This window comes from Corynebacterium tuscaniense DNF00037 (assembly GCF_000759055.1).
In the GTDB taxonomy this organism is placed as follows: Bacteria; Actinomycetota; Actinomycetes; order Mycobacteriales; family Mycobacteriaceae; genus Corynebacterium; species Corynebacterium tuscaniense.
The window spans coordinates 16676-41606 of sequence record NZ_JRNG01000009.1 but is presented as its reverse complement, the minus strand read 5'-3'; the positions used below and the strand labels follow the sequence as shown (position 1 = coordinate 41606).

The 24931-nt window shown below is 58.5% G+C and carries 24 protein-coding genes and 1 pseudogene; all 25 read left to right on the top strand.

The window, feature by feature from the left end:
- Positions 1 to 287: 287 nt before the first annotated feature.
- The 25 genes and pseudogenes from HMPREF2129_RS02955 (at position 288) to HMPREF2129_RS02835 (ending at position 24927) form a co-directional block, all read left to right on the top strand.
- The gene (locus HMPREF2129_RS02955) at positions 288 to 674 is read left to right on the top strand and encodes a hypothetical protein (RefSeq protein WP_034662940.1); all 387 of its coding nucleotides are present in this window, start codon (positions 288 to 290) and stop codon (positions 672 to 674) included.
- Positions 675 to 1158: 484 nt separating this feature from the next.
- Entirely contained in the window at positions 1159 to 1380 is a 222-nt protein-coding gene (locus HMPREF2129_RS02950) for a hypothetical protein (protein WP_034662938.1), read from the top strand.
- Between the two features lie 36 nt (positions 1381 to 1416).
- Positions 1417 to 2229: a TrmH family RNA methyltransferase gene (locus tag HMPREF2129_RS02945; protein WP_034662935.1), complete on the top strand. Its 813-nt coding sequence runs from the start codon at positions 1417 to 1419 to the stop codon at positions 2227 to 2229.
- Positions 2230 to 2288: 59 nt separating this feature from the next.
- Complete coding sequence (locus tag HMPREF2129_RS02940; protein WP_034662933.1) at positions 2289 to 3104, top strand: class I SAM-dependent methyltransferase; 816 nt, start codon at positions 2289 to 2291, stop codon at positions 3102 to 3104.
- A 48-nt stretch (positions 3105 to 3152) separates the two neighbouring features.
- The gene (locus HMPREF2129_RS02935) at positions 3153 to 3476 is read left to right on the top strand and encodes a cupin domain-containing protein (RefSeq protein WP_373277169.1); all 324 of its coding nucleotides are present in this window, start codon (positions 3153 to 3155) and stop codon (positions 3474 to 3476) included.
- Between the two features lie 175 nt (positions 3477 to 3651).
- A complete protein-coding gene (pheS, locus tag HMPREF2129_RS02930; protein ID WP_232218078.1) occupies positions 3652 to 4701 on the top strand; it encodes a phenylalanine--tRNA ligase subunit alpha in 1050 nt (349 codons plus the stop codon).
- A 27-nt stretch (positions 4702 to 4728) separates the two neighbouring features.
- The gene (gene pheT, locus HMPREF2129_RS02925; RefSeq protein ID WP_034662927.1) at positions 4729 to 7239 is read left to right on the top strand and encodes a phenylalanine--tRNA ligase subunit beta; all 2511 of its coding nucleotides are present in this window, start codon (positions 4729 to 4731) and stop codon (positions 7237 to 7239) included.
- 85 nt (positions 7240 to 7324) lie between these two features.
- The gene (argC, locus tag HMPREF2129_RS02920) at positions 7325 to 8368 is read left to right on the top strand and encodes an N-acetyl-gamma-glutamyl-phosphate reductase (protein ID WP_034662924.1); all 1044 of its coding nucleotides are present in this window, start codon (positions 7325 to 7327) and stop codon (positions 8366 to 8368) included.
- Between the two features lie 38 nt (positions 8369 to 8406).
- Positions 8407 to 9567 (top strand): bifunctional glutamate N-acetyltransferase/amino-acid acetyltransferase ArgJ, encoded by a 1161-nt coding sequence (argJ, locus tag HMPREF2129_RS02915; RefSeq protein ID WP_034662921.1) that lies wholly within the window; start codon positions 8407 to 8409, stop codon positions 9565 to 9567.
- Positions 9568 to 9598: 31 nt separating this feature from the next.
- Positions 9599 to 10555 carry an acetylglutamate kinase gene (gene argB, locus HMPREF2129_RS02910; RefSeq protein WP_034662919.1) on the top strand — a complete coding sequence of 319 codons (957 nt, stop codon included), beginning with the start codon at positions 9599 to 9601 and terminating at the stop codon, positions 10553 to 10555.
- Positions 10552 to 11775 (top strand): acetylornithine transaminase, encoded by a 1224-nt coding sequence (locus tag HMPREF2129_RS02905; RefSeq protein ID WP_408605815.1) that lies wholly within the window; start codon positions 10552 to 10554, stop codon positions 11773 to 11775. Before argB ends, HMPREF2129_RS02905 begins: the two co-directional genes overlap by 4 nt.
- Before the next feature lie 2 nt (positions 11776 to 11777).
- Complete coding sequence (gene argF, locus HMPREF2129_RS02900) at positions 11778 to 12728, top strand: ornithine carbamoyltransferase (protein ID WP_034662917.1); 951 nt, start codon at positions 11778 to 11780, stop codon at positions 12726 to 12728.
- A 1-nt stretch (position 12729) separates the two neighbouring features.
- Positions 12730 to 13248, top strand: a complete 519-nt coding sequence (locus tag HMPREF2129_RS02895; protein WP_034662915.1) for an arginine repressor — start codon at positions 12730 to 12732, stop codon at positions 13246 to 13248.
- A 58-nt stretch (positions 13249 to 13306) separates the two neighbouring features.
- Positions 13307 to 14509: an argininosuccinate synthase gene (locus tag HMPREF2129_RS02890; RefSeq protein ID WP_034662912.1), complete on the top strand. Its 1203-nt coding sequence runs from the start codon at positions 13307 to 13309 to the stop codon at positions 14507 to 14509.
- 51 nt (positions 14510 to 14560) lie between these two features.
- Positions 14561 to 15997, top strand: coding sequence for an argininosuccinate lyase (argH, locus tag HMPREF2129_RS02885; protein WP_034662909.1), 1437 nt, complete (start codon positions 14561 to 14563; stop codon positions 15995 to 15997).
- A gap of 196 nt (positions 15998 to 16193) precedes the next feature.
- A complete protein-coding gene (locus tag HMPREF2129_RS02880) occupies positions 16194 to 17300 on the top strand; it encodes a hypothetical protein (RefSeq protein WP_232218077.1) in 1107 nt (368 codons plus the stop codon).
- A 14-nt stretch (positions 17301 to 17314) separates the two neighbouring features.
- Positions 17315 to 18889 carry a VWA domain-containing protein gene (locus HMPREF2129_RS02875; RefSeq protein WP_034662907.1) on the top strand — a complete coding sequence of 525 codons (1575 nt, stop codon included), beginning with the start codon at positions 17315 to 17317 and terminating at the stop codon, positions 18887 to 18889.
- Positions 18876 to 19505, top strand: coding sequence for a hypothetical protein (locus HMPREF2129_RS02870; protein ID WP_052092584.1), 630 nt, complete (start codon positions 18876 to 18878; stop codon positions 19503 to 19505). Before HMPREF2129_RS02875 ends, HMPREF2129_RS02870 begins: the two co-directional genes overlap by 14 nt.
- A gap of 20 nt (positions 19506 to 19525) precedes the next feature.
- Positions 19526 to 19717 carry a Trm112 family protein gene (locus HMPREF2129_RS02865; RefSeq protein ID WP_034662905.1) on the top strand — a complete coding sequence of 64 codons (192 nt, stop codon included), beginning with the start codon at positions 19526 to 19528 and terminating at the stop codon, positions 19715 to 19717.
- Between the two features lie 75 nt (positions 19718 to 19792).
- On the top strand, positions 19793 to 21067 hold the full coding sequence (gene tyrS, locus HMPREF2129_RS02860) for a tyrosine--tRNA ligase (protein WP_034662903.1): 1275 nt from the start codon (positions 19793 to 19795) through the stop codon (positions 21065 to 21067).
- Positions 21046 to 21909 (top strand): annotated as a pseudogene (locus HMPREF2129_RS02855) (tetratricopeptide repeat protein); the annotation flags it as partial. The gene tyrS and the pseudogene HMPREF2129_RS02855, both read left to right, overlap by 22 nt.
- Before the next feature lie 9 nt (positions 21910 to 21918).
- Positions 21919 to 22941: an HAD-IIA family hydrolase gene (locus HMPREF2129_RS02850; RefSeq protein WP_034662900.1), complete on the top strand. Its 1023-nt coding sequence runs from the start codon at positions 21919 to 21921 to the stop codon at positions 22939 to 22941.
- A 5-nt stretch (positions 22942 to 22946) separates the two neighbouring features.
- Entirely contained in the window at positions 22947 to 23132 is a 186-nt protein-coding gene (locus HMPREF2129_RS02845; RefSeq protein WP_146014928.1) for a hypothetical protein, read from the top strand.
- 11 nt (positions 23133 to 23143) lie between these two features.
- Positions 23144 to 23971 (top strand): TlyA family RNA methyltransferase, encoded by an 828-nt coding sequence (locus HMPREF2129_RS02840; protein WP_034662896.1) that lies wholly within the window; start codon positions 23144 to 23146, stop codon positions 23969 to 23971.
- Positions 23971 to 24927, top strand: coding sequence for an NAD kinase (locus tag HMPREF2129_RS02835; RefSeq protein WP_034662893.1), 957 nt, complete (start codon positions 23971 to 23973; stop codon positions 24925 to 24927). The genes HMPREF2129_RS02840 and HMPREF2129_RS02835 overlap by 1 nt, the downstream gene beginning before the upstream one ends.
- Positions 24928 to 24931 lie beyond the last annotated feature (4 nt).

Sequence of the window (24931 nt, the reverse complement as noted above, 5' to 3'; positions counted from 1 at the left end):
CCTAGTAGTGGGGTGCCCCGTCTACTGCATTAAAAAGCTGTTTAGTTAGGACTCTCGATTTCTCCGAACCATTCACCGAACGCACTACAGGAAAACGTCAACGCTCCGAAGACTGTTTAGGCCCGGCGTCTGCCTGTGCACCCTGCTTTCAGCGATCGCCCCGTTGCTCCGGTTTTACTCCAGGATAGCGGAGCTTTGTGCTGTAATAATCCATGCTTGCCCCGTGATGCTGCCACGGGGTGGAGGAGGGACATGGTGCATTTGGCGGCGGAAAGGCCTAGAAGCACATGGCGCTGCGCGTTGGACAACCGCCATCCGCGGGAGCCAGGCTTTTCTTTGAGCGTGCTTTTCAGGCAGCAGCCGAAGATCCGGAGCGATTCAACCCTACGGATCCGTTCGAGCAATCCCGTCGGCTTGATATGCCGGCCATTCGGCAGCTCTTTGGGGTCAAATACAGCCTGATCATCCTCGGCGTGTTTCTAGGTTTCATGATTATCTTCAATGTGGTGGGCATGATGGTCGTTGTGGGGCGCGAGAACTGGCTGTTTGCGGGCCTCAATACAGCGGTGGTTGGGTTGAGCCTCTTTTACTACCTTCGCCTTCGCCTCGACAGTGGCGGAACAAACGGCGCGCATTCTCAGCTGGGAGCTTGGAGGCGTTGCGTCCTCTTGTAAGGCAGGCCCAGCGCGACACATTCAATGGCTTCGACGCGTACCCATATGCCCGGACGTTTGCGGAGGCCACATATCGCCGGCAGCAGTTGGGGCTGGATCTAGAGAATGCTTTACCCTTTGAGGTGCAGATCTGCCATGACGTCGGGGTACTCCTGCGGAGTAGGGCATCAGTCAGACGTGCCCACGAGAATGACGTGCGGGCAGTAGACCCGATTATCTTCTCTGGCCTCGATTTTTTCCACCGACAGAAGACAGGAGCGGAATCGCTTCCTCGGCTCTCTTCTGGAGCAAGCTCAAAAGGAAGAAGCACTGCGGGTGGGGGAGATAATTTCCACCTGTGGCGGAGTTGTCGTCGCTGATATTAAGTGGTGGAACGGCACATTGACTTTGATGCGGGACGGCCCCATCTCTGGATGAGAACCTCGGTTCGGAGGAGCTGTCCCGCTACCGTTCGATCTGCGCGCTGGCGGATGCTGCCCGCCTTGTGGGCGGTGGGGATATCGAGTTCGTACTCGTCATCGTTTCTGGCGGCAACGTCAAGGGCGGAAAACTGGAGACCAAGATAAGAAAGCAGCGCGTTATCGTCGCCGAGTGGACTGAGGCGATGGGGGAGTTCATCCACCTTGATGCACGCAAGACGGTCGTGCCCCCGACAATAATCGACGAGATCTTGGACCGTACTCCCGTCGCGGGGCGCGCACGTTAGCGCGGCCGGAACGCTCTAGCTATACGCTTGGGTGCCATGAGTCTTGATTTCTCCCAACCATTCACCGAACGCACCCCGCGCGTGGTCAACGCCGCCAAGTTGAACCGGGCTGCTGGCAGGAAGAAGGCCAAGGCCTTCCTTGCGGAGGGGGAGAACTCAGTTGAGGCCGCTGTAGCTACCGGCGCGGCCACCGATCTTTTTGTCACGGAAGCTGCTGCTGATCGCTTCGCTGACATTGTCACCACGGCTGGGTACATGGATGTGTACGCCCACGCGATTACGGACAAGGCTGCCCAGTCGCTCACGGACACGGTGCACACCACCGGCATCTTTGCGGTGTGCAAGCCAGTCACGTGGACGCTCGGCTCGATCCTCAAAGGCCGCCCCAAACTCGTCGCCGTGTGCGTGGAAACCAATGATCCGGGCAACGCGGGCACGATCATCAGGCTTGTCGACGCACTGGGGGCCGACGCTGTAGTCTTCGCCGGCGACACGGTCGACCCGGAATCACCGAAGGTCGTGCGTTCTTCCGCCGGCTCACTGTTTCACGTTCCCGTCGCCCGGGAGCGCGACATCAAGGGAGTGCTTGGTCAACTCCGGGCAGCAGGCTTATCGACGTTGGCAACGACCATGAACGGTAACCTCGACCTGACCAACGCTGGCGATGCGCTGAACAAACCCACGGCGTGGCTATTTGGCAATGAAGCCCACGGTTTGCCGGACGACGTCCTCGCTGCCGCCGACGACACAGCCTCCATCCCGATCAAGGGTTCCGCCGAATCGCTCAACCTGTCCACCGCGGCGTCCATTTGCCTGTGGGAGTCAGCAAAAGCGTTGCGCGAGAGGTGATCCTTATCGCACAGATATAAGGGTAGGCAAGCCTAAGTTTCTGCTGTAAGGTTGGCCTCATGGGAACGAATGGAAGTCAACCGCCATTACCGCAGAGCGACAGATCGACCAACGTTGCTGCAGGCCATTGGGTGCTCGCTCGAGCTGGGAAGCGCGTTTTGCGTCCTGGTGGTTTGAAGCTGACGAATCGTTTGTTGGATGCAGCAGAACTGCAGGATAAAAGGGTGGTGGAATTCGCGCCTGGGTTGGGGCGAACTGCCACCATCATGCTTGAACGGGACATCGCGTCCTATGTCGGTGTAGACCAAGATGTGGATGCAGTGACACGCGCGCAGTCCGTGGTGGGATCGCGTGGCACAGTGGTCAATGCTAGTGCCGAATCCACCGGCCTTGAAAGAGGTTCTGCCCAGGTGGTGGTCGGTGAGGCGATGCTGACAATGCAAGGTGAGAAAGGCAAACGCGCGATTATTGCTGAAGCGTTCCGTTTGCTGGAGCCAGGTGGTTTGTATGCGATCCATGAGCTGGGACTCACCCCCGACACAATTGATGCAGAACTCGCTGATCAGTTGCGGAAGCGCCTAGCGAAAACGATCCGCGTGAATGCTCGCCCACTTACGCGCCGAGAATGGTGTGGATTGTTGGAGGAGTCGGGTTTTGACATTGAATGGGTTGGAACTGAGCCGATGGCCCTACTGTCAATGCGCCGCAATCTTGCAGATGAAGGTTTTGGCGGAGTTTTTCGGATTTTGCGTAACGTAGTGCGGGATAGGGATTTGCGTCACCGTGTACTGGAGATGCGTAGAACCTTTAATGAATATCGAGACAATCTCACCGGCATCGCTATCATTGCTCGAAAACCCGATGGCAGCGTGTAAAAGAAGGAGATTAGATTCATGAGCGGACACGAACACGTGCCAGAAGCCATGCTTGGTTACGTCGAAAATATGGCGGAGCATGTTGAGTATTCCCCAAACTCGATCACATCGACCAAGCTCCTGCGTGCCGAGGGGGTCAACGTGGTGTTGTTCTCGTTTGATCAAGGGGAGGAACTTTCAGAACACACCGCTGCGATGCCAGTGATTGTGCAGGCCCTAGAGGGTGAACTGGAAATTACTGCCCACGGTAAAACGGTGATACTGCGTCCTGGCGGTTTGGTGCATTTCACCACGCGCCTACCGCACGCTGTTAAAGCACTGACCCCGGCAAAAATGGTGCTGTATATGTTGAACCGTCCTACGGCGGTTTAAAAAGGGGTGGTTGTCACGCTCATGACCACAAAACAGCACGAGATTCGGCGTGCGCCCAGAGTCCGCACTGTATAGATGCAGGCACAACTTATCCTCCTAGGAGACAGCCGAATACCCGCGGGTATGCTTGTGAACGTTTTGTGATGCCGCCGAAGTGGAAAGGTGCGGGTGTGCAGTGAGCATTGACAAACTCGAAATTGAACTGACCGAGGAGAACCTGAATCGGGCTGCGGACGAGGCTATCGCGGCGTTCGAAAAAGCCGCGGACCTGGCGGCGCTTGAAGAGGCCAAGCGCGCGCACTTGGGTGAGCAGTCGCCGATTATGCAGGCGCGGAAGTCGCTGGGTTCGATTCCGAAGGACCAACGTAAGGATGCCGGCCGGTTTGTGAACATGGCGCGTGGGCGTGCGGAGAAGGTGTTCTCGCAGCTGCGTGCGGTGCGTGAAGCGGAGCACCGTGAGCAGCAGTTGCGTGCGGAGAAGGTGGATGTGACGCTGCCGACCACGCGTACGCAGGCAGGCGCGATGCACCCGATTACGGCGTTGAGTGAGCAGATCGCGGACATCTTCATCGGCATGGGTTGGGAAGTTGCTGAAGGCCCGGAGGTCGAGGCGGAGTACTTCAACTTCGATGCGCTGAACTTCATCCCGGATCACCCGGCGCGCACGCTACAGGACACGTTCTACGTGGGCAAGGAAGGCTCGCGTCAGGTGATGCGCACGCATACGTCGCCAGTTCAGGTGCGCACGATGCTGGAGCGTGATCTGCCGATCTACATTGCTTGCCCGGGTCGTGTGTTCCGTACGGACGAGCTTGATGCCACGCACACGCCGGTCTTCCACCAGGTGGAAGGGCTCGCAGTGGACAAGGGCTTGACCATGGCACACCTGCGCGGCACGCTGGACCACCTGGCCAAGGTGTTGTTCGGCCCGGAGACGAAGACACGTATCCGCACCAACTACTTCCCATTCACGGAACCGTCCGCTGAGGTGGACGTATGGTTCCCGAACAAGAAGGGTGGCGCCGGCTGGATCGAGTGGGGTGGCTGCGGCATGGTCAACCCGAATGTGCTTCGTGCGGTTGGTATTGATCCCGAGGAATACCAGGGCTTCGCTTTCGGTATGGGCATTGAGCGCACGCTGCAGTTCCGCAATGGTCTGACGGATATGCGCGACATGGTTGAAGGTGATGTGCGCTTCACGCAGCCGTTTGGTGTTCAGGCGTAACAGGGAAAGGTCTAAGGAGAGTAGAAAATGCTGATTTCTCAGAAGTGGTTGACGTCCCTGCTGAACAACGCGGGTAACCCGGGCTGGTCCGTCAGCGCGGAGGAGTTGGATGCTGGGTTTGTGCGTGTCGGTTTTGAAACCGAGGGCTATGAGCCCCTGCCGGAGACCACCGGCCCGCTCGTCATCGGTCGCGTAGAAGAAATTGAGGAGCTCACGGAGTTCCGGAAGCCAATTCGCTACTGCCAGGTAAACGTCGGCAAGGCGAATGGCACTGGTGAGCTGCAGGGCATCATCTGTGGTGCGCGCAACTTCAAGGAGGGGGACTACGTTGTGGTGTCCCTTCCGGGCGCTGTGCTGCCCGGTGGCTTCGAGATCGCCGCGCGTGAGACCTACGGTCACATTTCCAACGGCATGATGGCATCTGAGGCTGAGCTTGGCTTCACATCCAAGAGCGATGGCATCATCACTCTGCCTGAGGGCGTCGGTGAGCTCGGCCAGGATGCGCGCGAGGTGCTTGGTGGTCCGGACACGATCTTCGAGGTGAACGTCACCCCAGACCGTGGGTACGCACTGTCCGCGCGCGGCTTGGGCCGCGAGGTCGCGTCGGCTTTCGACCTTGAGTACAAGGACGTGGCGAAAGATCCTTCTGTCGCGGGTGTCGATGTTTCTAGCGTCCCAGCGCCGACGGGTGATCTCATTCCGATCACTCTTGAGGAGTCCACGAAGGCGCAGCGGTTCGGTCTGCGCAAGGTAGAGGGCATTGATCCGACTGTGCAGGCACCGTTCTGGATGCAGCGCGTGCTCATGCTCGCGGGCGTGCGTTCCGTCAACGCTGCGACGGATGTGACCAACTACGTCATGTTGCTGCTTGGCCAGCCGATGCACGCCTTCGACGCAGATAAGGTTGCCGGTGGTTTGCGCGTGCACAATGCGCAGGGTGGGGAAGAGTTTGAGACCCTGGACCACACCAAGCGCACGCTCACCCCGGGCGATGTGGTTATCTCCGATGACAATGGCATCCAGTCGCTCGCAGCCATCATGGGTGGTACGACCTCTGAAATTGGCGACGATACGACGAATGTTTACTTCGAGGCAGCTTCGTGGGGCGCACTCACCGTTGCGCGTTCCGCACGTCACCACAAGCTGAGCTCGGAGGCTTCTCGACGTTTCGAGCGTGGCGTCGATCCCACCATCATTGAGGTAGCGCTGGATATGGCGTGTGCTCTGCTGGTGGAGATCGCCGGCGGCACCATCTCCGACAAGCGCACCTTGGTTGAGGGCACGGCGCAAAACCGTGAGCCGATCAACCTGCGCGTGGCGCATCCATCTGAGCTCATTGGTGTGGAGTACTCCAAGGAGACCGTGATCAAGCGCCTGCAGGAGGTCGGCTGCGACATTGCCGATAACGGCGATGTCCTCGTGGTCACCCCGCCGGCGTGGCGTACGGACCTCAATGAGCCGGTGGAGCTCATCGAAGAGATTGTTCGTCTGGAAGGCCTGGATGATATTCCGCTGGTGCTGCCCACTCCGCGCGGTGGCCGTGGTCTCTCCCAGGAGCAGCGTCGTCGCCGTGCAGTGACCCACGCGTTGGCCTACTCCGGCTATGTGGAGATCATCCCGACCCCGTTTATGTCCAATACCGTCGTGGATACGTGGGGCCTGGATGCAGACGATCCGCGCCGCAACACCGTTGGTGTGCAGAACCCGCTCGATGCGGATTATGCAGTGCTGGCCACCACGCTGCTGCCAGCCATGCTGGAAGCCGTCGGCCGCAATGTCGCCCGTGGCCGCCATGACCTCAGCCTGTACTCCGTGGCACAGACCGCGGAGAAGACTGCTGATGAATCGCCGATGCCAAGCGTGGCGGAGCGTCCGAGCGACGCCGTGGTGGAGGAGCTCGTTTCCTCGCTGCCGGTGCAGCATCTGCACGCAGCCACCGTGGCTATCGGCAATATTGAGCCCGAAGGTCCGTGGGGCGATGGCCGCGCATACACGTGGGCTGACGCCATTGAATCCGCGCAGGTTGTTGCACGCGCGTGTGGCGTGACTCTGGACATTGAGTCCGTTGAGCACCTTCCGTGGCACCCGGGCCGTTGCGCCCAGCTTTCTGTCGATGGCGTTGTCGTCGGCTACGCCGGTGAGCTGCACCCGCAGGTCCTGGAAGCCCTTGGCCTGCCGGAGCGCACCTGCGCGATGGAGATTGATCTCACCGCCGTGCCCTTCAACCAGACCCTGCCGGCACCGGTGCTGTCATCCTTCCCGGCTCTGCACCAGGACATCGCATTGGTTGTGGATGAGGCAGTGCCGGCGGAGTCCGTGCGCCGCACGATCGAGCAGAATGCTGGGGACTTGCTTGAGGCAGTTGAGCTTTTCGACGTCTACCGGTCCGAGTCCCTCGGCGACGGCAAGAAGTCTCTGGCTTTTGGTCTGATCTTCCGTGCGCCTGACCGTACGCTGACGGATGATGAGGCATCGGCCGGACGTCTTGCGGCAGCAGAAGCTGCTGAAAAGGAGTTCGGTGCGCAGATGCGTGCTTAGGGTTACGGTCCCCCGCTATAAATTTATAAAATAAAACTCACGGAATAGTTTACATTCGTGCGCTTGGGGGAGTAGCCTGTCCGCTATGGCTATTTCTGTCGCTGTGGCGGGTGCTACCGGTTATGCCGGTGGCGAGATCCTGCGCCTGCTGCTGAACCATCCGCGGTACCTTGACGGCACCTTGAGCATTGGTGCACTGACCGGCAATTCTAATGCCGGTCAAAGTGCTGCGGTGGTGCTCCCGCACCTTCCGCAATTGGCGGATAAGACGATCCAAGAAACGACCACAGAGATTCTCTCCGGTCATGATGTTGTCTTCCTGGGGCTCCCGCATGGCTTCAGTGCATCGATCGGCGCTGCTCTTCCGGAAGACACTCTTGTTCTGGACTGTGCCGCTGATTTCCGTCTGCGCTCTGCGGATGATTGGGAGAAGTACTACGGCAGTGACCATGCTGGCGCCTGGCCCTATGGCATCCCGGAGATGCCCGGCCACCGTGAGCAGATTGCGGCTGCTCGCCGCATCGCCGTACCTGGCTGTTTCCCCACTGGGGCAACGCTGGCCGCGTTGCCCGCTGTTGCCGCCGGTCTCATCCAACCAGCCCTGAACGTGGTATCCGTGACCGGTGTTTCAGGTGCCGGCAAGAAAGCGAACGTGGACCTGTTGGGTTCGGAGATCATGGGCTCTTTGAAGGCTTACAACGCGGCTGGCAAACACCGCCACACCCCAGAGATGGTGCAGAACCTCAGCGAGGTCACCGATGAGGATGTGACGGTGAGCTTCACTCCGGTACTTGCACCGTTGCCCCGCGGAATTCTCACTACGATCACCGCGCCTTTGAATGGTGATGTCACTGAGGAAGCAGCACGCGCTGCTTATGCAGAGTTCTACGCCGATGAGCCGTTCATGTACCTGCTTCCGCAGGGCATCCAACCGCAGACGCAGAACGTGGTTGGCTCCAATATGTGCCACATCCAAGTTGAGGTCGATGAGGGGACAGGTGTTCTGGTGCTCACCTCGGCTATTGATAATTTGACCAAGGGCACGGGAGGCGCTGCCGTCCAGTGCATGAATATCGCGCTTGGTTTTGAAGAAACAGATGGTCTGCCACGTGCAGCCGTCGCGCCATAACCATTAACTAATCACTACTGAAAGAGAGTCCGATCACTATGGCAACCACAGGCGTGACTGCCCCAGCAGGTTTTGTGGCCGCAGGAGTTACAGCAGGTATTAAGCCTTCGGGCAATCCGGACATGGCCCTCGTGGTCAACACTGGCCCAGAGTATGTGGCAGCTGCTGTGACCACGCGCAACAAAGTTGTGGCTGCGCCCGTGAAAGTAACCCGCAAGGCTGTAGCCGACGGTGTGCTCAGGGCAGTGGTGTTTAACTCCGGTAACGCTAATGCCTGCAATGGCCGACAGGGCGATGAGGATGCGGTGGCGATGCAAGAGCACACCGCGGCCGCCCTTGGTGTTGCCGCCGATGATGTGGCTGTGTGCTCCACCGGGCGCATTGGTGATCTGCTGCCCATGGATATCATCCGCAAGGGTATTGATCAGATGAGTACATCGCTGGGTGATGATGGCACGGCTGCCGCTACCGCAATCATTACCACGGACACCGTGGCAAAAGAAGCAGTTGTTGTCCGTGACGGCTGGACCGTCGGCGGCATGGCTAAAGGCGTGGGCATGATGGCACCATCCTTGGCCACGATGCTCACGTGTATTACTACTGATGCGTTGGTCACTCCGGAGGTACTGGATCGTGCGCTGCGTGCGGCGAGTGCAGTCACCTTTGACACCCTGGACATCGATGGCACAACCTCCACCAACGACTCTGTGGTGATCATGGCCTCCGGCGCATCTGGTGTGACGCCTTCCGCGGAGGATCTTGCGGACGCGGTGCTGGACATCAGCCGTGATCTGGCACGCCAGCTGCAGTCAGATGCTGAAGGTGTAACCAAGCGCGTGTCCATCACCGTGGAAGGCACCACTACTGATGAACAGGCGCTCAATGCGGCCCGCACGATTGGTCGGGACAACCTGTTCAAGTGCGCGATGTTTGGTTCTGACCCGAACTGGGGTCGCGTTCTCGCCGCCGTCGGTATGGCCGAGGCCGACATGGACCCAGACAACATCAGCGTGTACTTCAACGGCCAGCCAGTGTGCGAGGGAAGCACTGGTGCTCCGGGCGCACGAGAAGTGGACTTGAGCGGTGCGGACATTGAGGTCCGCGTGGACTTGGGCACCGGTGGCTCCGGTATCGCGACCGTGAGTACCACCGACTTGTCCTACGCCTACGTGGAGATCAACTCAGAGTACTCGACCTAAAAAAGCTGGGGAATAGACAATGGACAGCAGTATGAACGCAGTAACGGAACTCACCCGTGGTTTGACCAACCAAGACCGAGCCCATGTGTTGGCGGAGGCTCTGCCGTGGCTTCAGCACTACCGCGACAAGATTGTTGTGGTGAAGTACGGCGGTAATGCCATGATCGATGATGACCTCAAATCGGCATTCGCAGCTGACATGGTCTTCCTGCGCACCGTGGGCGCCAAGCCGGTGGTGGTGCACGGCGGTGGTCCGCAGATCACCACCATGCTTGGCCGGCTCGGTCTTGACAGTGGTGAATTTATTGGTGGATTCCGCGTGACCACGCCAGAGATTCTGGACGTTGTTCGGATGGTTCTCTTCGGCCAGGTCGGGCGTGACCTCCTCGGGCGCATCAACTCCCACGGCCCGTACGCGGTGGGCACCTCAGGAGAGGATGCTGGTTTGTTCACTGCTGAGAAGCGCCTGGTTGAGGTCGATGGTCAGCTGAAGGATATTGGCCTTGTCGGTGAGATTGTGGATGTGAACCCCGCCGCTGTGATGGATATTATCGACGCTGGCAGGATTCCCGTTGTCTCGGGTATTGCACCTGGTGTGGACGGCAATGTGTACAACATCAACGCCGACTCCGCTGCGGGTGCGCTCGCGGCAGCGCTGAAAGCAGAGCGCCTGGTGGTACTCACCAATGTCGAGGGCCTGTACACCGACTGGCCGAATAAGGATTCGTTGCTATCCAAGATCGAAGTCAACGAACTGGAAAAGATCGTGCCCAACCTCGATTCGGGCATGATCCCCAAAATGGAAGCATGCCTCACCGCCGTGAACGGGGGAGTGGCAGCAGCACATGTGATTGATGGGCGTATCCCGCACTCGGTTCTCTTGGAGCTGCTCACCATGGGTGGCATCGGCACCATGGTGTTGCCGAATGACTATGAGCGGGAAAACTACCCGGATGGCACCGTGTTCAGGAAGGACGATGTGCAGTGAGTAACGCAGTGTCGAACACTTCGCTTTCTAACGCGAAGGCGCTGGCCGAATGGTCGGGCGTGTTCATGGATTCCTACGGCACCCCACAATTGCACCTTGTATCGGGCAATGGCGTCACCGTGACGGACGCGGATCGCAAAACCTACATCGATATGTTGGCGGGCATTGCCGTGAATTCCTTGGGGCATGGGCACCCGGCGGTTGTGGAAGCCGTCGAGAAGCAAGTGCGCACCCTCGGACACATTTCTAATTTCTTTGGCTCTGACCCAGCTCTGGCGGTGGCTAAGGAACTGCGTGCGCGCTTTGGTGATGATCAGGCGCGGGTGTTCTTCTGCAATTCCGGTGCAGAGGCCAATGAGGCGGCGTTCAAAATCTCGCGTTTGACGGGGCGGACGCGGGTGCTCAGCGCGGTGCACGGTTTTCATGGGCGCACGATGGGTGCGCTCTCATTGACCGGTCAGCCGGCGAAGCAGAAGCCCTTTGAACCGCTGGTGCCGGGCGTGGAGTTCTACACGTACGGCGATATAGAGAACCTCCGCGGGCTCGTCGAGCAGGATCCTGCCAACACAGCCGCTATTTTCCTGGAGCCGATCCAGGGTGAGACCGGCGTGATCCCGGCGCCGGAAGGCTTCCTGGAAGATGTCCGCGCGCTGTGTGATGAGCACGGGATCCTCATGGTGGTGGATGAGGTGCAAACAGGTGTCGGACGTACTGGAGACTTCTTCGCACACCAGGCAGCAGGCATTACCCCAGACATTGTCACGATGGCCAAGGGTTTAGCCGGTGGCATGCCTATTGGCGCGGTGATCGCCCGCGGTGAAGCGGCGACGCTGTTTACCCCTGGCTCCCACGGAACGACCTTCGGCGGGAACCCGGTGTCCTGCGCCGCGGCGCAAGCAGTGCTGGGCGTTGTGGACGATGAGTTCTGCCAGGCGGTAAGGATGAAGGGGGAGAAGCTCGCACGGAACGTCGAAAAGCTATCTGGCATTAACCACGTGCGGGGCCGCGGGCTCATGCTTGGCGTTGTATTGGACGCGCCTGTGGCAAAGAAGATGGTGGTGCGGGGACTGGAAAACGGCGTGATCCTCAACGCACCCACGGACAACGTTGTGCGCCTGACCCCGCCGCTGACCATCACGGATGAAGAACTGGATGCGGCAGTAGAAGCATTCGCAACAACCCTGACGGAGTGCATCCGCGCGGAAGCTGGAGGAGAGTAAACATGATTCATGCAGCACCACGAAACTTTCTGGCGGACGATGATCTTTCGCCCGCTGAGCAGGCAGAAGTGCTCGCTCTTGCGGCAAAGATGAAGCAGGACCGCTACGCATATCGCCCGTTGGAAGGGCCACAATCCGTCGCCGTGCTCTTTGACAAAACCTCCACGCGCACCCGCTTTTCGTTCATGACGGGTATCGCGGAACTTGGCGGATTTCCCATCGTGGCGGAAACTGGCAATTCGCAGATGGGCAAAGGCGAGACCTTCCAGGACACAGGTGCAACCTTGTCGCGGTACGTCTCCGCGATAGTGTGGCGCACATACGCTCACTCCAATTTCCTGGAGATGGCGCAGGGATCCACCGTGCCCATCATCAACTCCCTTTCAGATGACTTGCACCCCTGCCAGATTCTTGCTGATCTGCAGACCATTATTGAAAACCTCTGCCCTGAGGAAGGGGCCGCGGGTCTCGCTGGTAAAAAGGCTGTGTACCTCGGTGATGGGGATAACAACATGGCCAATTCCTACATGATTGGTTTTGCCACAGCAGGGATGGATATTTCCATCGTTGCGCCGGAAGGTTTCCTGCCCAAGCCGGAGTTTATTGATCGTGCACACACCCGTGCACGGGAGACCGGTGCCACGGTCACGGTGACGACCGATTTGGCTGAGGTTGACGGCGCTGATGTTGTGATCACCGATACATGGGTGTCCATGGGTATGGAGGAAGACGGCAAGGATCGTCGCACGCCTTTCATGCCATACCAGGTCAACCAAACGGTCATGGATCGCGCTGCGAAGGATGCGATCTTCCTCCACTGCCTTCCGGCGTACCGCGGCAGTGAAGTCACTGCTGAGGTCATTGATGGCCCGCAGTCGCGTGTATTCGATGAGGCGGAAAATCGCCTGCACGCACAGAAAGCCCTCCTTACCTGGCTTCTGGAGAACCAGTGACATGACCACACCGAATTCACGCGCCGTGCGCCAGGCAAAAATCCTGGCCATCTTGGATCACACTCGAGTCTCCTCCCAGGTGCAGTTGTCGGAGTTGCTTCTGGACGAAGGCATTGACATCACCCAAGCCACCCTGTCCCGTGACTTGGATGAGCTGGGGGCCCGCAAGGTCCGCCCGTCCGGTGGTGGTCGCTCATACTACGCGGTAGGGGAGGAAGCACAGTCCTTCCAGGCTGCGCCTAAAGGTCCACGGGACAAATTGCGCCGTATGCTCGCTGAGTTGGTAGTCTCCATCGACCACACTGGCAACATCGCAGTGCTGCGCACGCCGGCCGGTGCGGCACAGTATTTGGCCAGCTACATTGATCGCGTGGCGCTCGACCAAGTGGTGGGTACCATCGCGGGTGATGACACGGTGTTCGTGTTGGCCCGAGAACCCCTTACCGGCAAAGAATTAGCCGAGGAGTTCATGGGGGACCGGGACGAGCATTCCGACGGCGATGAGCCCGGGGCCGGGTAGTACGCTGTCATACATTCTTTACTAAGCATTCAACAGAGCTAAGGAGCCCTGAAAACATATGACCAATCGCGTCGTTCTTGCTTATTCCGGCGGCCTGGACACGTCCGTCGCAATCCCGTACCTCGCTGAAATGACCGGCGGTGAGGTGGTTGCTGTTTCCCTCGACCTCGGCCAGGGCGGCGAGGACTTGGAGTCCGTGCGTCAGCGCGCCCTTGACTGCGGTGCGGTGGAGTCCATCGTTGTGGATGCCCGCGATGAGTTCGCCGAAGAGTACTGCCTGCCCACCATCAAGGCGAACGGCATGTACATGAAGCAGTACCCGCTGGTGTCTGCGATTTCCCGCCCGCTGATTGTCAAGCACCTCGTCGAAGCTGCTAAGGAGCATGGTGGCACCCACGTTGCACACGGCTGCACCGGTAAGGGCAACGACCAGGTGCGTTTCGAGGTTGGCTTTGTCAACATGGATCCGAACCTGGAGATTATCGCTCCGGCACGTGATTACGCATGGACCCGTGACAAGGCGATCGAGTACGCCGAGGGCAAGGATCTTCCGATTGAGCAGTCCGCTGCATCGCCGTTCTCCATTGACCAAAACGTTTGGGGTCGTGCGGTTGAGACCGGCTTCCTCGAGGATCTGTGGAACCCGCCGACAAAGGACCTGTACGCCTACACCGAGGACCCGGCCCTGGGGAATGCTCCGGACGAGGTGATCATTTCCTTCGAGGGCGGCAAGCCCGTTGCCATTGACGGCCGCAAGGTGACCATGCTCGAGGCCATCGAGGAGATGAACCGCCGCGCTGGTGCGCAGGGCGTTGGCCGCCTGGACATGGTGGAGGACCGCCTGGTGGGCATCAAGTCCCGCGAGGTCTATGAGGCTCCGGGCGCTGTTGCACTCATCACCGCACACGAGGCACTTGAGGATGTCACCGTCGAGCGTGAGCTTGCACGTTACAAGAGGCTTATCGACGCACGCTGGTCCGAGGAAGTCTACGACGGCCTCTGGTTCGGCCCCTTGAAGCGCTCCTTGGACGCTTTCATTGAGTCCACTCAGGAGCACGTCACCGGCGATATCCGCATGGTTCTGCACGCAGGCTCCATCACGGTCAACGGCCGTCGTTCCAGCCACTCGCTGTATGACTTCAACCTGGCTACCTACGACACGGGCGATACCTTCGACCAGTCCCACGCCAAGGGTTTTGTCAAGCTGCACGGTTTGTCTTCCGAGATCGCTAACAAACGTGACCGCGAAGCTGGGAAGTAAACAGAGCACGGTCAAAAACACGCTCAAGGACGCGAGGGAAGGACGATAGGAATGGAACAGCACTGTACGAATGAAGGTGCGCTGTGGGGTGGCCGATTTTCCGGTGGCCCATCGGAGGCAATGTTCGCACTGTCAGTGTCTACCCATTTCGACTGGATCCTCGCTCCATATGACGTATTGGCGTCCAAGGCTCACGCCAAGGTGCTCAACCGCGCGGGCCTTTTGACCGATTCGGACTTAGAAGCGATGCTCGCTGGCCTGGATCAGCTTGGCCGTGATGTAGCTGATGGCTCTTTCGGCCCAGAACCCTCCGATGAAGATGTGCACGGAGCGATGGAGCGTGGCCTCATTGATCGGGTTGGCCCCGAACTCGGTGGCCGTCTGCGCGCTGGACGTTCCCGCAATGACCAGGTTGCAGCCATGTTCCGAATGTGGCTGCGCGACGCCGTGCGCGCTATCTCCCTCGATGTCACAGACCTCGTGGATGCCCTGAGTAAACAGGCGGCAGCTCACCCGGATGCCATTATGCCGGGCAAGACCCACTTTCAGGCAGCCCAGCCCATCCTGCTAGCCCACTCACTGCTGGCCCACGCACAGCCTTTACTTCGTGATCTTGAACGCGTCCGCGATCTAGACAAGCGGCTGGCAGTCTCGCCGTACGGTTCTGGTGCGCTCGCCGGATCTTCGCTGAAGCTCGACCCCGAAGCGATTGCCGAGGAGCTCGGTTTCGACTCCGCTGCGGATAACTCCCTGGATGGCACCTCCTCCCGCGATTTTGTGTCGGAGGCAGCATTCGTCCTTGCTCAGATTGGGGTGGATATTTCTCGCCTTGCTGAGGAGATTATCGCGTGGTCAACGCCAGAATTCGGCTACATCACGCTTGATGACGCGTGGTCAACGGGATCTTCGATCATGCCGCAGAAGAAAAACCCGGACGTTGCAGAGCTTGCTCGCGGTAAGTCCGGCCGCCTCATTGGTAACCTGACAGGTCTTCTGGCTACGTTCAAGGCCATGCCGCTGGCCTACAACCGTGACCTGCAGGAGGACAAAGAGCCGATCATTGACTCAGTCAATCAGCTTCGGATCCTCCTACCAGCCATGACTGGTTTGGTGTCCACCCTCGTTTTCCATGAGGATCGCATGAGGGAGCTCGCTCCGGCGGGCTTCACCCTTGCTACAGATCTGGCGGAGTGGATGGTGCGCCAAGGCGTTCCGTTCCGTGAAGCACACGAGGCGTCTGGTGCCTGCGTTCGCATTGCGGAGTCTCGAGGAGTTGATCTTGTGGATTTGACGGATGAGGAGCTCGTTAGCGTCGATAAGCGACTCACCCCTGACGTCCGTAAGGTGCTCACTATTGATGGTGCCGTGGCCTCCCGTTCTACCCGTGGCGGCACAGCTGGCGTTCGCGTTGCGGAGCAGCGCCAGCGTGTTGATGAGGCGAATGCACAGGCCCGCGCATGGGCCCGATTCCGTCCCACGGGGGCTTAATTAGCACGACGCACCCCCTCAGCCTGCAAAGTTAACAAGCGCACCTTAAACTGAGAACATGTCCACACAAAAGCCTTACGCCGACCTCGGAAGAAACAGTCCCTCCAGCTTTGGGGCACACCGTGCTGCTAGCCCAAGAAGTAGTTCATCCGGAAAGAGTCGTCAGAGATGGTCCATCGGCCTCGGTAGTTTGCTCGTGATTGTTGCGGTTATCGCCGTGCTCATGGGCCGCGGCATCATTCCCGGATTTACCGGCGCCACCGATCGTTTCGGTCCTGGCGGAAATGGGAGCGCTGGCCCAGCCAAGGGCACACAAGCGGTACACGGTGTCGTGGGTTCTGAAAAGCGGGAGTACTTTGAGGATCCGGCCGTGGTGGAGCGTCTCCGGGAGCTTGGCTACACAGTCACGGTTAACACTGCTGGCTCGCGACGCATCGCAACTGAAGTAGACCTCAAAACAGAGGACTTTGTTTTTCCGTCCTCGAGCCCCGCGACCCAGAAGATTACGGATCAAGGCTTAGGCTATTCCGCCGATTACCCCTTCTTTTCCCCCATGGCGGTGGCCACTTTCCAGCCAATCGTGGACTTGCTTGTTGGGGCTGAAGTGGTGCGAAAAGAAGGGGACACCTACGTCCTGGATATGAACAGGTTCATCGAGATCACCCAGGAGGGGAAACGTTGGCGCGACTTCGGCGATAGTTTCCCTTCACCGCGCAATGTCCAGATTTCCACGACGGACATACGCTCCTCAAATTCCGCGGCGATGTTCTTGTCTATCTTGGCGTGGCAGTTCGGTGAACGTGAACCGGACAAGGCAAACGATGTTGACTGGCTCACGCAGCAGGTCGCTCCGTTTTTTACCGATCAAGGCTATACCCAATCTTCTTCCGCAGGGCCCTTCAATGACTACTTAAGCCAAGGTATGGGGTCCTCGCCGATGGTGCTTGTCTACGAGGCCCAGTTCCTTGGGGAGCAAATGAAGCCGAACTCCCGCATCAAAGACGATATGGTGCTTGTCCAGCTAGACCCGACGGTGCTGGCTAACCATGGCATCGTAGGAATTAGCCCAGAAGGCAAGGAGCTCGGTCGTCTCTTGTCTACTGATGAGACTTTGCAACGGCTGGCTGCTCAACATGGCTTCCGGCCAGCTAGCCACGATTACCTCACGGAAATTCTGGGAGAAAAGGGCTTCCCGCCACCATCGAGTTATGTGTCGTCGGTTGACCCACCGAACTATGACCGGTTGGAAGCACTCATTGAAGGGACGGGTAAACGCTTTGGCTCCATCCCGCCGCGGCAGTAGGAGGAGCAGGAGAAATGAAAAAATTAGTAGCACTGCTTGTCGCTTCGCTCATGAGTTTGACGCTCACCGCGTGCGAGTTGACAGAAGAAGCAAGCCAATCGTTGGGGTCCAACTCAGATACTCCATTGAGCATTGTCGCTGCAACTGAGTTGGAGGACTTGGAACCCCTAGTCCAGCAGGCCGCCGAAGAACTTGGATTTCCCATTAATTTGGAATTCCATAAAGGCACGCTTCAGAACTCCCAAGACCTAAGGGACGGGAAATTTGATGGCTCAGTAGATGCCACGTGGATGGCCACCAACCGCTACGTTGACCTCATTGGTGCGCGTGGTGCGCTTGCGAATGAGACGAAGATAGCCACGAGCCCTGTCGCCTTCGGTGTGCAAAAGGCAAAGGTCCGCGAGCTTGGCTGGGATCAAAAGCAGCCCACGTGGAGTGAATTCGCAGCTGCTGGCCGCGAAGGTAAGTTCACATTCGGTATGACGGACCCGTCAGCGTCTAACTCAGGCTTCTCCGCGCTCGTCTCCGTAGCCACTGCAATGGCTGACACTGGTTCCGCGCTGACGGACCAGGATATTGAGAATGTGGGACCAAGCCTCCACGAACTTTTCCAGGCTCAGTCTCTGGTTTCTGGATCATCTGGGTGGCTCGCTGATTCTTTTCTGGAGGATCCGACAGAGGCAGATGCGATTATCAACTATGAGTCCACATTGCATCAGATGCGCGCCGAAGGAGCTGATATTGATGTCATTGTTCCTGCTGATGGGGTGATTTCCGCAGATTATCCGTTGTCCACGCTAGCTAATCCAGTTAGTGACGATGGTGCGGAGAAGGTTAAGGCACTCGCGGACTGGCTGCTTGACCACCAGCAATCTATCGCGGACTCTTACCGTCGCCCCGTACACGATGTGGAGAATATTCCGGCTGAGCTGCAGAGCCAAACCGTTATTGAACTGCCATTTCCAAGCAACTACGGAACGGTGCAGCACCTCGTCCAGCGCTACAACAATGAGTTCCGCACAAAGGGCAACACCACATTCGTGTTGGATATCTCCGGTTCGATGGAGGGTGAGCGCCTTGATTCGCTCAAACAAATCATGACGTCTCTGGTGGATGGCACTGCAGCAACGACCATTGGAAACGTGTCGTTGCGCGATGGGGAGACGGTGACCTTCCAGAAATTCTCCGCAGAACCGGGAGAGTCATTTACCGGCACGTACAGCACGACTGATCCGGCAGTGCAGCAGCAGTTCCTGGACTATATCAATAGCCTCGTCGCTTTTGGCGGAACGAACATCTACGACACGATTCTGGATGTGACGGAGACGGCGGACCCTAATGCGGGCATCACGTCGATCGTGTTGTTGACGGACGGGGAAGTGACGGCCGGGCGTGGCATGGCTCAGTTCAAGGACGATTACGCGAGGGTGACCGCGGATAAGGGGGTCGTCCCTGTGTTTGTCATCCAGTACGGTGAAGCCAACGTGGAAGAAATGAAAGAACTGGCGGACATGACCGGCGGCGCTGTGTTTGATGCGATTAACGGTGACCTCGCTGACGCGTTCAAGGAGATTCGTGGGTACCAGTAAACACTCCGCCACACCCGCACGCGGCGATAGCTTCTTCACCTCCAACAAGAACTTGGTGGGAATGGGCCTTGCCATTGCGGTTATCGGCGCGCACGTGATTATTGGCCTTGGCTTCCTATGGCCGATTGTTGCGGCCGCTGCTTGGGGCGCTGGCGTGATGCTGACACCTGCGCCATCGCAGAAAACTCTTCCGTCCGTCGCTTCACCACCTCTTCCATCGGGGGAGCAGTTGGAACAAAAGCTCACGGAAAACCTTAGTTCTCTCTATAACGTAGATCCTCCGGTACCTGTTGCTGTACAGGCGATGAAGTTAGAGAACACGCTGAGATTTGTCTTTGAGGAGTGGGATGACCTGGAATCGGCCCCGCAGCACCAGCAGACCATTTGGAGCATTGTGAATATCTACCTCCCTGAGGTGATCACGACTTATCTGGATGCGCCGCAGTACCGAAGCCCAGAAGCCGCCGATGTGGTCACTGGCTCACTAGCCACGTTGACCACCGCTGCCGCGAAAGTGAAGCGGGGCATCTTGGACCAGAACCTGCGTGCTTTGGATTCTCAGGCCCGAATGTTGCGGGAAGCCTTCGGCGACCTGCCTGGGTTGGATAAGAATTAGACAAGGTACGATGAGGCACCATGACGTCCAACACTCCAACGCTTGACCCACTGCTTCTTGACATCCTTGCATGTCCGAAGGACAAGGGGCCCTTGGAGTATCTCAAGGACGAGCAGTTGCTGGTCAATCGTCGTCTTGGCATTGCCTATCGTATCGATGAAGGCATTCCAGTTTTGCTTATCGACGAAGCTGTGCCGTATCCCGCCGAGTAGCACCCGAATTCTGGCTATTTAACCTTGCTAAAGTAATTCCATTTAAAACTCAACGAGGCTTGAAAGAACTGTTCTATGGCTGACAGTGCAAACATTATTGATGAACTAGAGTGGCGCGGACTGATCAATCAGTCCACTGACTTGGATGCCCTGCGGGAAGTCACGGCAGCGCCGATCACCCTGTACGCAGGATTTGACCCGACGGGACCGTCCTTGCACGCCGGCCACCTCGTCCCGTTGCTCATGCTGCGTCGTTTCCAGGAGGCTGGTCATCGTCCGATCGTGCTCGCTGGTGGTGCTACAGGCATGATAGGGGATCCACGTGATGTGGGGGAGCGCTCCATGAACTCGGCCGACACTGTCGGTGATTGGGCGAAGCGTATCGCTGGTCAGCTCGAGCGCTTCGTCTCCTTTGAAGGTGAGAACGCCGCGATTATGGCGAACAACGCTGACTGGATCAATGAAATGTCCGTGATCACCTTCTTGCGTGATGTGGGTAAACACTTCTCCCTGTCCACCATGTTGTCTCGTGACACGGTGAAGCGTCGTCTGGAAAATGACGGCATCTCCTACACCGAGTTCTCCTACATGCTGCTGCAGGCAAACGACTACGTGCAGCTGCGTCGCCGCTACGACTGTGTGTTGCAAGTTGGTGGCTCTGATCAGTGGGGCAATCTTGTTGCTGGTGTGGACCTGAACCGGCGCATTGACAGTGCGTCCGTGCACGCTCTGACTGTGCCGCTAGTGACGGACTCTGAGGGCAAGAAGTTCGGGAAGTCCACTGGTGGTGGCTCGCTGTGGCTCGACCCGGAGATGACCAGCCCGTACCGCTGGTACCAGTACTTCATTAATACCGCTGACGCTGATGTGATCCGTTACCTGCGTTGGTTCACCTTCTTGACCAAGGAGGAGCTGGATGAACTCGAGGTTGAGGTCAAGGAGCGCCCATTTAAACGCGTCGCGCAGAAGAGGCTTGCGCAGGAAATGACGGATCTGGTCCACGGGCCGGAGGCTACAAAGAACGTTGAACTGGCATCCCAAGCTCTCTTCGGCCGTGCCGAGCTGACGGACCTCGATGAGGCAACCCTGGCTGGTGCAGTGTCTGAGACCGATGTGTTTGAGATTGGTGCGGGCGAACCACGCGGAATCGTCGATATGCTCGTGGGAACTGGTTTGGCCGAGTCCAAGGGCGCTGCACGCCGCACCATCAAGGAAGGTGGCGCATACGCGAACAATCAGCGTATTGATTCAGAGGACTGGGAGCCGACAGCCGCGGACTTGCTCCACGGTTCCTGGATTGTGCTGCGCCGCGGTAAGAAGAATTTCTCCGGCGTGAAGGTGAATGGGTAGGTGACGCAATGAGCGAGGACAACAACCAGACACACGGGCGCGTGGGCCGTGAAGGCCGCCCACGTCGTACGCACGCGAACCGTGGTGGCGCCGGACGCGACGGCAGCAACGGCAAAGTGCGCCATGATCGCTCCAACCCTTATCGCCAGGGTTTCCGTGAGGACCGTATGGCACAGAAAGAAAATGAGCCGGCATTGCCGGACGATATTGATGCGTCCGACCTTGACCCTTCGGTGCTGCAGGACCTGCGCGTATTGGCTAAGGACAACGCAGACAAGGTGGCCAAGCACATGATCATGGCGGCATCCTGGATGGCCGATGATCCGCAGTTGGCTCTGAGGCACGCGCGTGCAGCGAAAAACCGCGCCGGACGTGTTGGTGTGGTCCGCGAAGCAGCAGGTATTGCTGCGTACCACGCTGGTGAATGGAAAGAGGCTTTGTCGGAGCTGCGAGCCGCACGCCGCATGAGCGGTGGCCCAGGCCTCTTGGCTGTTATGGCGGATGCGGAACGTGGACTCGGTCGGCCGGAGAAAGCAATTGAGATCGGGCGTAGCCCGGAAGCGAAACAGCTGGATCCCGATTCCCGGATTGAACTGGCCATTGTGGTTGCTGGTGCACGCCACGACCTGGGTCAGCACGAATCTGCGTTGGCAACGTTGCAGCAGATGAACCCGTCGTTAAGTGCCCAAGGTTTCGCGCAGACCCGTCTTGCCTACGCTTACGCGGATGCGTTGCAGCAAATTGGTCGTACGGACGAGGCGCGCCACTGGTTTGAACACGTCGCCGCGGTGGACGAGGACTCGTGGACTGACGCCAGCCAGCGTCTCAAGGAACTGAGCTAGGGGGCTGCGATGAGCGTGATTGCGCCATATGATGCGCTGTTGCTCGATCTTGATGGCACCGTATGGGCTGGTGGTAGCGCTATCCCGCACGCGGTTGAGAACATCAATGCGTGTGCGGCGTCGCAGTGCGCCGTGGCCTACGTGACGAATAATGCGTCCAAAGGCCCGGATGAGGTAGCTGGCAAGCTCCAAGCCATTGGTCTTGAGGCCACCCCGGCTGATGTATTGACCTCAGCGCAAGCTGCCGTGGTGCTTGCACAGCGTCACGCGCAGCCCGGCGCGAATGTTCTCGTGGTTGGGGCAGATTCTTTCAAGGAGTTGGTGCGCGACGCAGGGTTTGTCGTTGTGGACTCCGCTGACGACAATCCGGCGGTGGTTTTGCATGGGCACAATCCGGACACCGGGTGGCGGCAGCTCTCCGAAGCGGCCTTGGCTATCCGCAAGGGCGCGGTGTACCTGGCCAGTAACTTGGACTCGACTTTGCCTGCGGAGCGTGGATTCATGGTGGGCAATGGTTCCATGGTCGCCGCGGTGACTAATGCCACCGGTGTTGTGCCTGAAGCTGCCGGCAAACCAGGGCGCGCCATGTTCGATCTGGCGCAGGAAAAGCTTGGCGTGCACAAGCCATTAGTGGTGGGGGACCGCTTGGATACGGACATCGCCGGTGGTGTGGCAGCGGGGATGGATACCTTGCACGTGCTTACCGGCGTGTCCGGTCCGCGGGCGCTCATTTCTGCACCGATGGAACAACGCCCAACATTTATCGCTGAGGATCTGCGTGTGTTGAACAGCTGTGCAGGAGGCTTTAGCTCTTTGGCTCCGGCTGCTCAGGGTGGTTTCACCGCAGAGGTTGAGCAGCAGACTGCCGATGGCGTTGTTATCGTTCTCGATGGTGGCAATGCGGACGCTACATGGCTCCAAGCGCTACGCACTGTTCTGAGTGTGGCTTGGTCTCTTGAGGGCGCGCCCACAATCATCGATGTGAGGTCAGCTTCCCCTGTGGCAGGTACGGCGATAAAGGCGTGGTGGTAATCCTCATGCAACCTCATAACACCCCGGTTCCGAAACCGCGCGATCCCCGTAAGCCTGAGATAACACCGGATGAGTTGTCCACGCGTTTTGAGGCGGTGCTCTCCCGTCCGATGGATGATCTGGCTGCCGAGTTGGTTGAGTATGAGGCGGCGTATGAGGTGCTTGCAGAAGCACTCCAGGACCGGGCTTGAAGGGGACAGGCATGACGCCAGGGCGGAGACGTTTGGACGCGGAACTCGTGCGCAGAAAGATCGCACGTTCACGCGATCAGGCTGTGGAGTGGATTAAAGCTGGCCGAGTTGAGGTTGGCGGTTTTGTGGCTCAGAAGCCGGCCACCGTTGTGGAACCGGATGTGTCCATCAAGGTTGCGGAGGCTGACGGAGATGATTGGGCTTCACGCGGAGCCCACAAGTTACTTGGGGCACTAGATGCCTTCGAACCTCTTGGCCTCAGTGTTGCTGGTAAACGAGCCCTTGACGCTGGTGCCTCCACCGGCGGGTTTACCGATGTGCTCCTGGACCATGGTGCAAAAGAAGTCATTGCTGTGGATGTGGGGTATGGCCAGTTAGTGTGGCGTCTGCAAAACGATGAACGCGTGACAGTGTTAGACCGCACCAATATCAGGCACCTCACCCCAGACATGATGGGCGGGCCCGCGCAGGTGATGGTGGGTGACCTCTCATTCATATCCCTGGAGTTGGTCCTTCCGGCTATCGCGAACTGCCTAGAAGACGGTGCTGACCTGCTTCCTATGGTGAAGCCACAGTTTGAGGTGGGAAAGGAGCGCCTGGGCAGCGGGGGAGTTGTGCGCTCCCCGGAACTGAGAGCAGAGGTGACCTTGGGGGTCGCGCAATTCGCTCATACTTTAGGCCTAAGTTGTCGCGCTGCAGTGGCTTCTCCGCTTCCTGGGCCGAGTGGGAACGTAGAATACTTCCTATGGCTGGTTAAGGATGATGGCCACAGCGCCCCGAGCGATGGCGAGTTGGCCGCTATGATTCAGCGGGCAGTAGAGGAAGGACCGAAAAACTAATGGCTACAAGCAGTGACCGTGCTGTTCTTTTGGTGCCCCATACTCGCCGTGAAGGCAACATTGCTTCTGCTGCCCGAGCAACTGAGCTGCTGCTTGAGGCCGGCTTCACTGTCCGTTTGTTGGGTGATGAGGAATTGCCTTACGCCGGTAACTACCCGGCTTTGGATGAGCTATGCCGAGTTGAACCGGATGATCATGCTGCGGAAGGGTGTGAGCTTGTCCTCGTCCTTGGCGGTGATGGAACGTTCCTGCGAGCTGCTGGTTTTGCCCGCGCCCAGGATGTGCCTGTCTTGGGCATCAACTTGGGCCACATTGGCTTCTTGGCAGAGTGGGAAGAAGATAGCCTGGAAACCGCTATCCGTCGCGTCATCGACCGCGAGTACTCGCTAAATAGCCGCATGACCATTGATGTCACTGTTCATGACCATAACAATGATTTAGTGGGCACTGGTTGGGCTCTGAACGAGGCTAGCTTGGAGAACTTGGATCGTCGTGGTGTCCTGGATGCGATCCTTGAAGTTGATCTTCGCCCGGTGAGCTCCTTTGGTTGCGATGGTGTGCTGATTTCCACCCCGACGGGTTCTACGGCCTACGCGTTCTCCGCCGGAGGCCCTATTTTGTGGCCAGAGTTGGATGCAATTCTGGTCGTGCCGAATAACGCGCACGCGCTGTTTACTAAGCCCCTCGTGGTGTCGCCTAGTTCCAAGGTCGCGGTTGAGTCCCTGATCACTACCACGCCAGCCGATGTCGTGCTGGATGGTTTCCGCCACCTGGAAATGCCACCTGGTTCGCGCCTTGAAGTTGTTCGTGGCGAGCGCCCGGTGCGTCTCGTGCGCCTGGACGATAGACCATTCACGGACCGTTTGGTGAGCAAGTTGCACCTGCCGGTCAATGGCTGGCGCGGTCCTGTGGTCAAGGATGATTTCTCTTACGCCGATAACGTGACGCAACGGTAGGTCT

Excerpts from the sequence above, each read along its gene's own strand:
- HMPREF2129_RS02955 (WP_034662940.1), top strand. The coding sequence starts at position 288 with ATGGCGCTGCGCGTTGGACAACCGCCATCCGCGGGAGCCAGGCTTTTC.
- HMPREF2129_RS02945 (WP_034662935.1), top strand. The coding sequence starts at position 1,417 with ATGAGTCTTGATTTCTCCCAACCATTCACCGAACGCACCCCGCGCGTG.
- HMPREF2129_RS02940 (WP_034662933.1), top strand. The coding sequence starts at position 2,289 with ATGGGAACGAATGGAAGTCAACCGCCATTACCGCAGAGCGACAGATCG.
- HMPREF2129_RS02935 (WP_373277169.1), top strand. The coding sequence starts at position 3,153 with ATGCTTGGTTACGTCGAAAATATGGCGGAGCATGTTGAGTATTCCCCA.
- pheT (WP_034662927.1), top strand. The coding sequence starts at position 4,729 with ATGCTGATTTCTCAGAAGTGGTTGACGTCCCTGCTGAACAACGCGGGT.
- argC (WP_034662924.1), top strand. The coding sequence starts at position 7,325 with ATGGCTATTTCTGTCGCTGTGGCGGGTGCTACCGGTTATGCCGGTGGC.
- argJ (WP_034662921.1), top strand. The coding sequence starts at position 8,407 with ATGGCAACCACAGGCGTGACTGCCCCAGCAGGTTTTGTGGCCGCAGGA.
- argB (WP_034662919.1), top strand. The coding sequence starts at position 9,599 with ATGAACGCAGTAACGGAACTCACCCGTGGTTTGACCAACCAAGACCGA.
- argF (WP_034662917.1), top strand. The coding sequence starts at position 11,778 with ATGATTCATGCAGCACCACGAAACTTTCTGGCGGACGATGATCTTTCG.
- HMPREF2129_RS02895 (WP_034662915.1), top strand. The coding sequence starts at position 12,730 with ATGACCACACCGAATTCACGCGCCGTGCGCCAGGCAAAAATCCTGGCC.
- HMPREF2129_RS02890 (WP_034662912.1), top strand. The coding sequence starts at position 13,307 with ATGACCAATCGCGTCGTTCTTGCTTATTCCGGCGGCCTGGACACGTCC.
- argH (WP_034662909.1), top strand. The coding sequence starts at position 14,561 with ATGGAACAGCACTGTACGAATGAAGGTGCGCTGTGGGGTGGCCGATTT.
- HMPREF2129_RS02875 (WP_034662907.1), top strand. The coding sequence starts at position 17,315 with ATGAAAAAATTAGTAGCACTGCTTGTCGCTTCGCTCATGAGTTTGACG.
- HMPREF2129_RS02865 (WP_034662905.1), top strand. The coding sequence starts at position 19,526 with ATGACGTCCAACACTCCAACGCTTGACCCACTGCTTCTTGACATCCTT.
- tyrS (WP_034662903.1), top strand. The coding sequence starts at position 19,793 with ATGGCTGACAGTGCAAACATTATTGATGAACTAGAGTGGCGCGGACTG.
- HMPREF2129_RS02850 (WP_034662900.1), top strand. The coding sequence starts at position 21,919 with ATGAGCGTGATTGCGCCATATGATGCGCTGTTGCTCGATCTTGATGGC.
- HMPREF2129_RS02845 (WP_146014928.1), top strand. The coding sequence starts at position 22,947 with ATGCAACCTCATAACACCCCGGTTCCGAAACCGCGCGATCCCCGTAAG.
- HMPREF2129_RS02840 (WP_034662896.1), top strand. The coding sequence starts at position 23,144 with ATGACGCCAGGGCGGAGACGTTTGGACGCGGAACTCGTGCGCAGAAAG.
- HMPREF2129_RS02835 (WP_034662893.1), top strand. The coding sequence starts at position 23,971 with ATGGCTACAAGCAGTGACCGTGCTGTTCTTTTGGTGCCCCATACTCGC.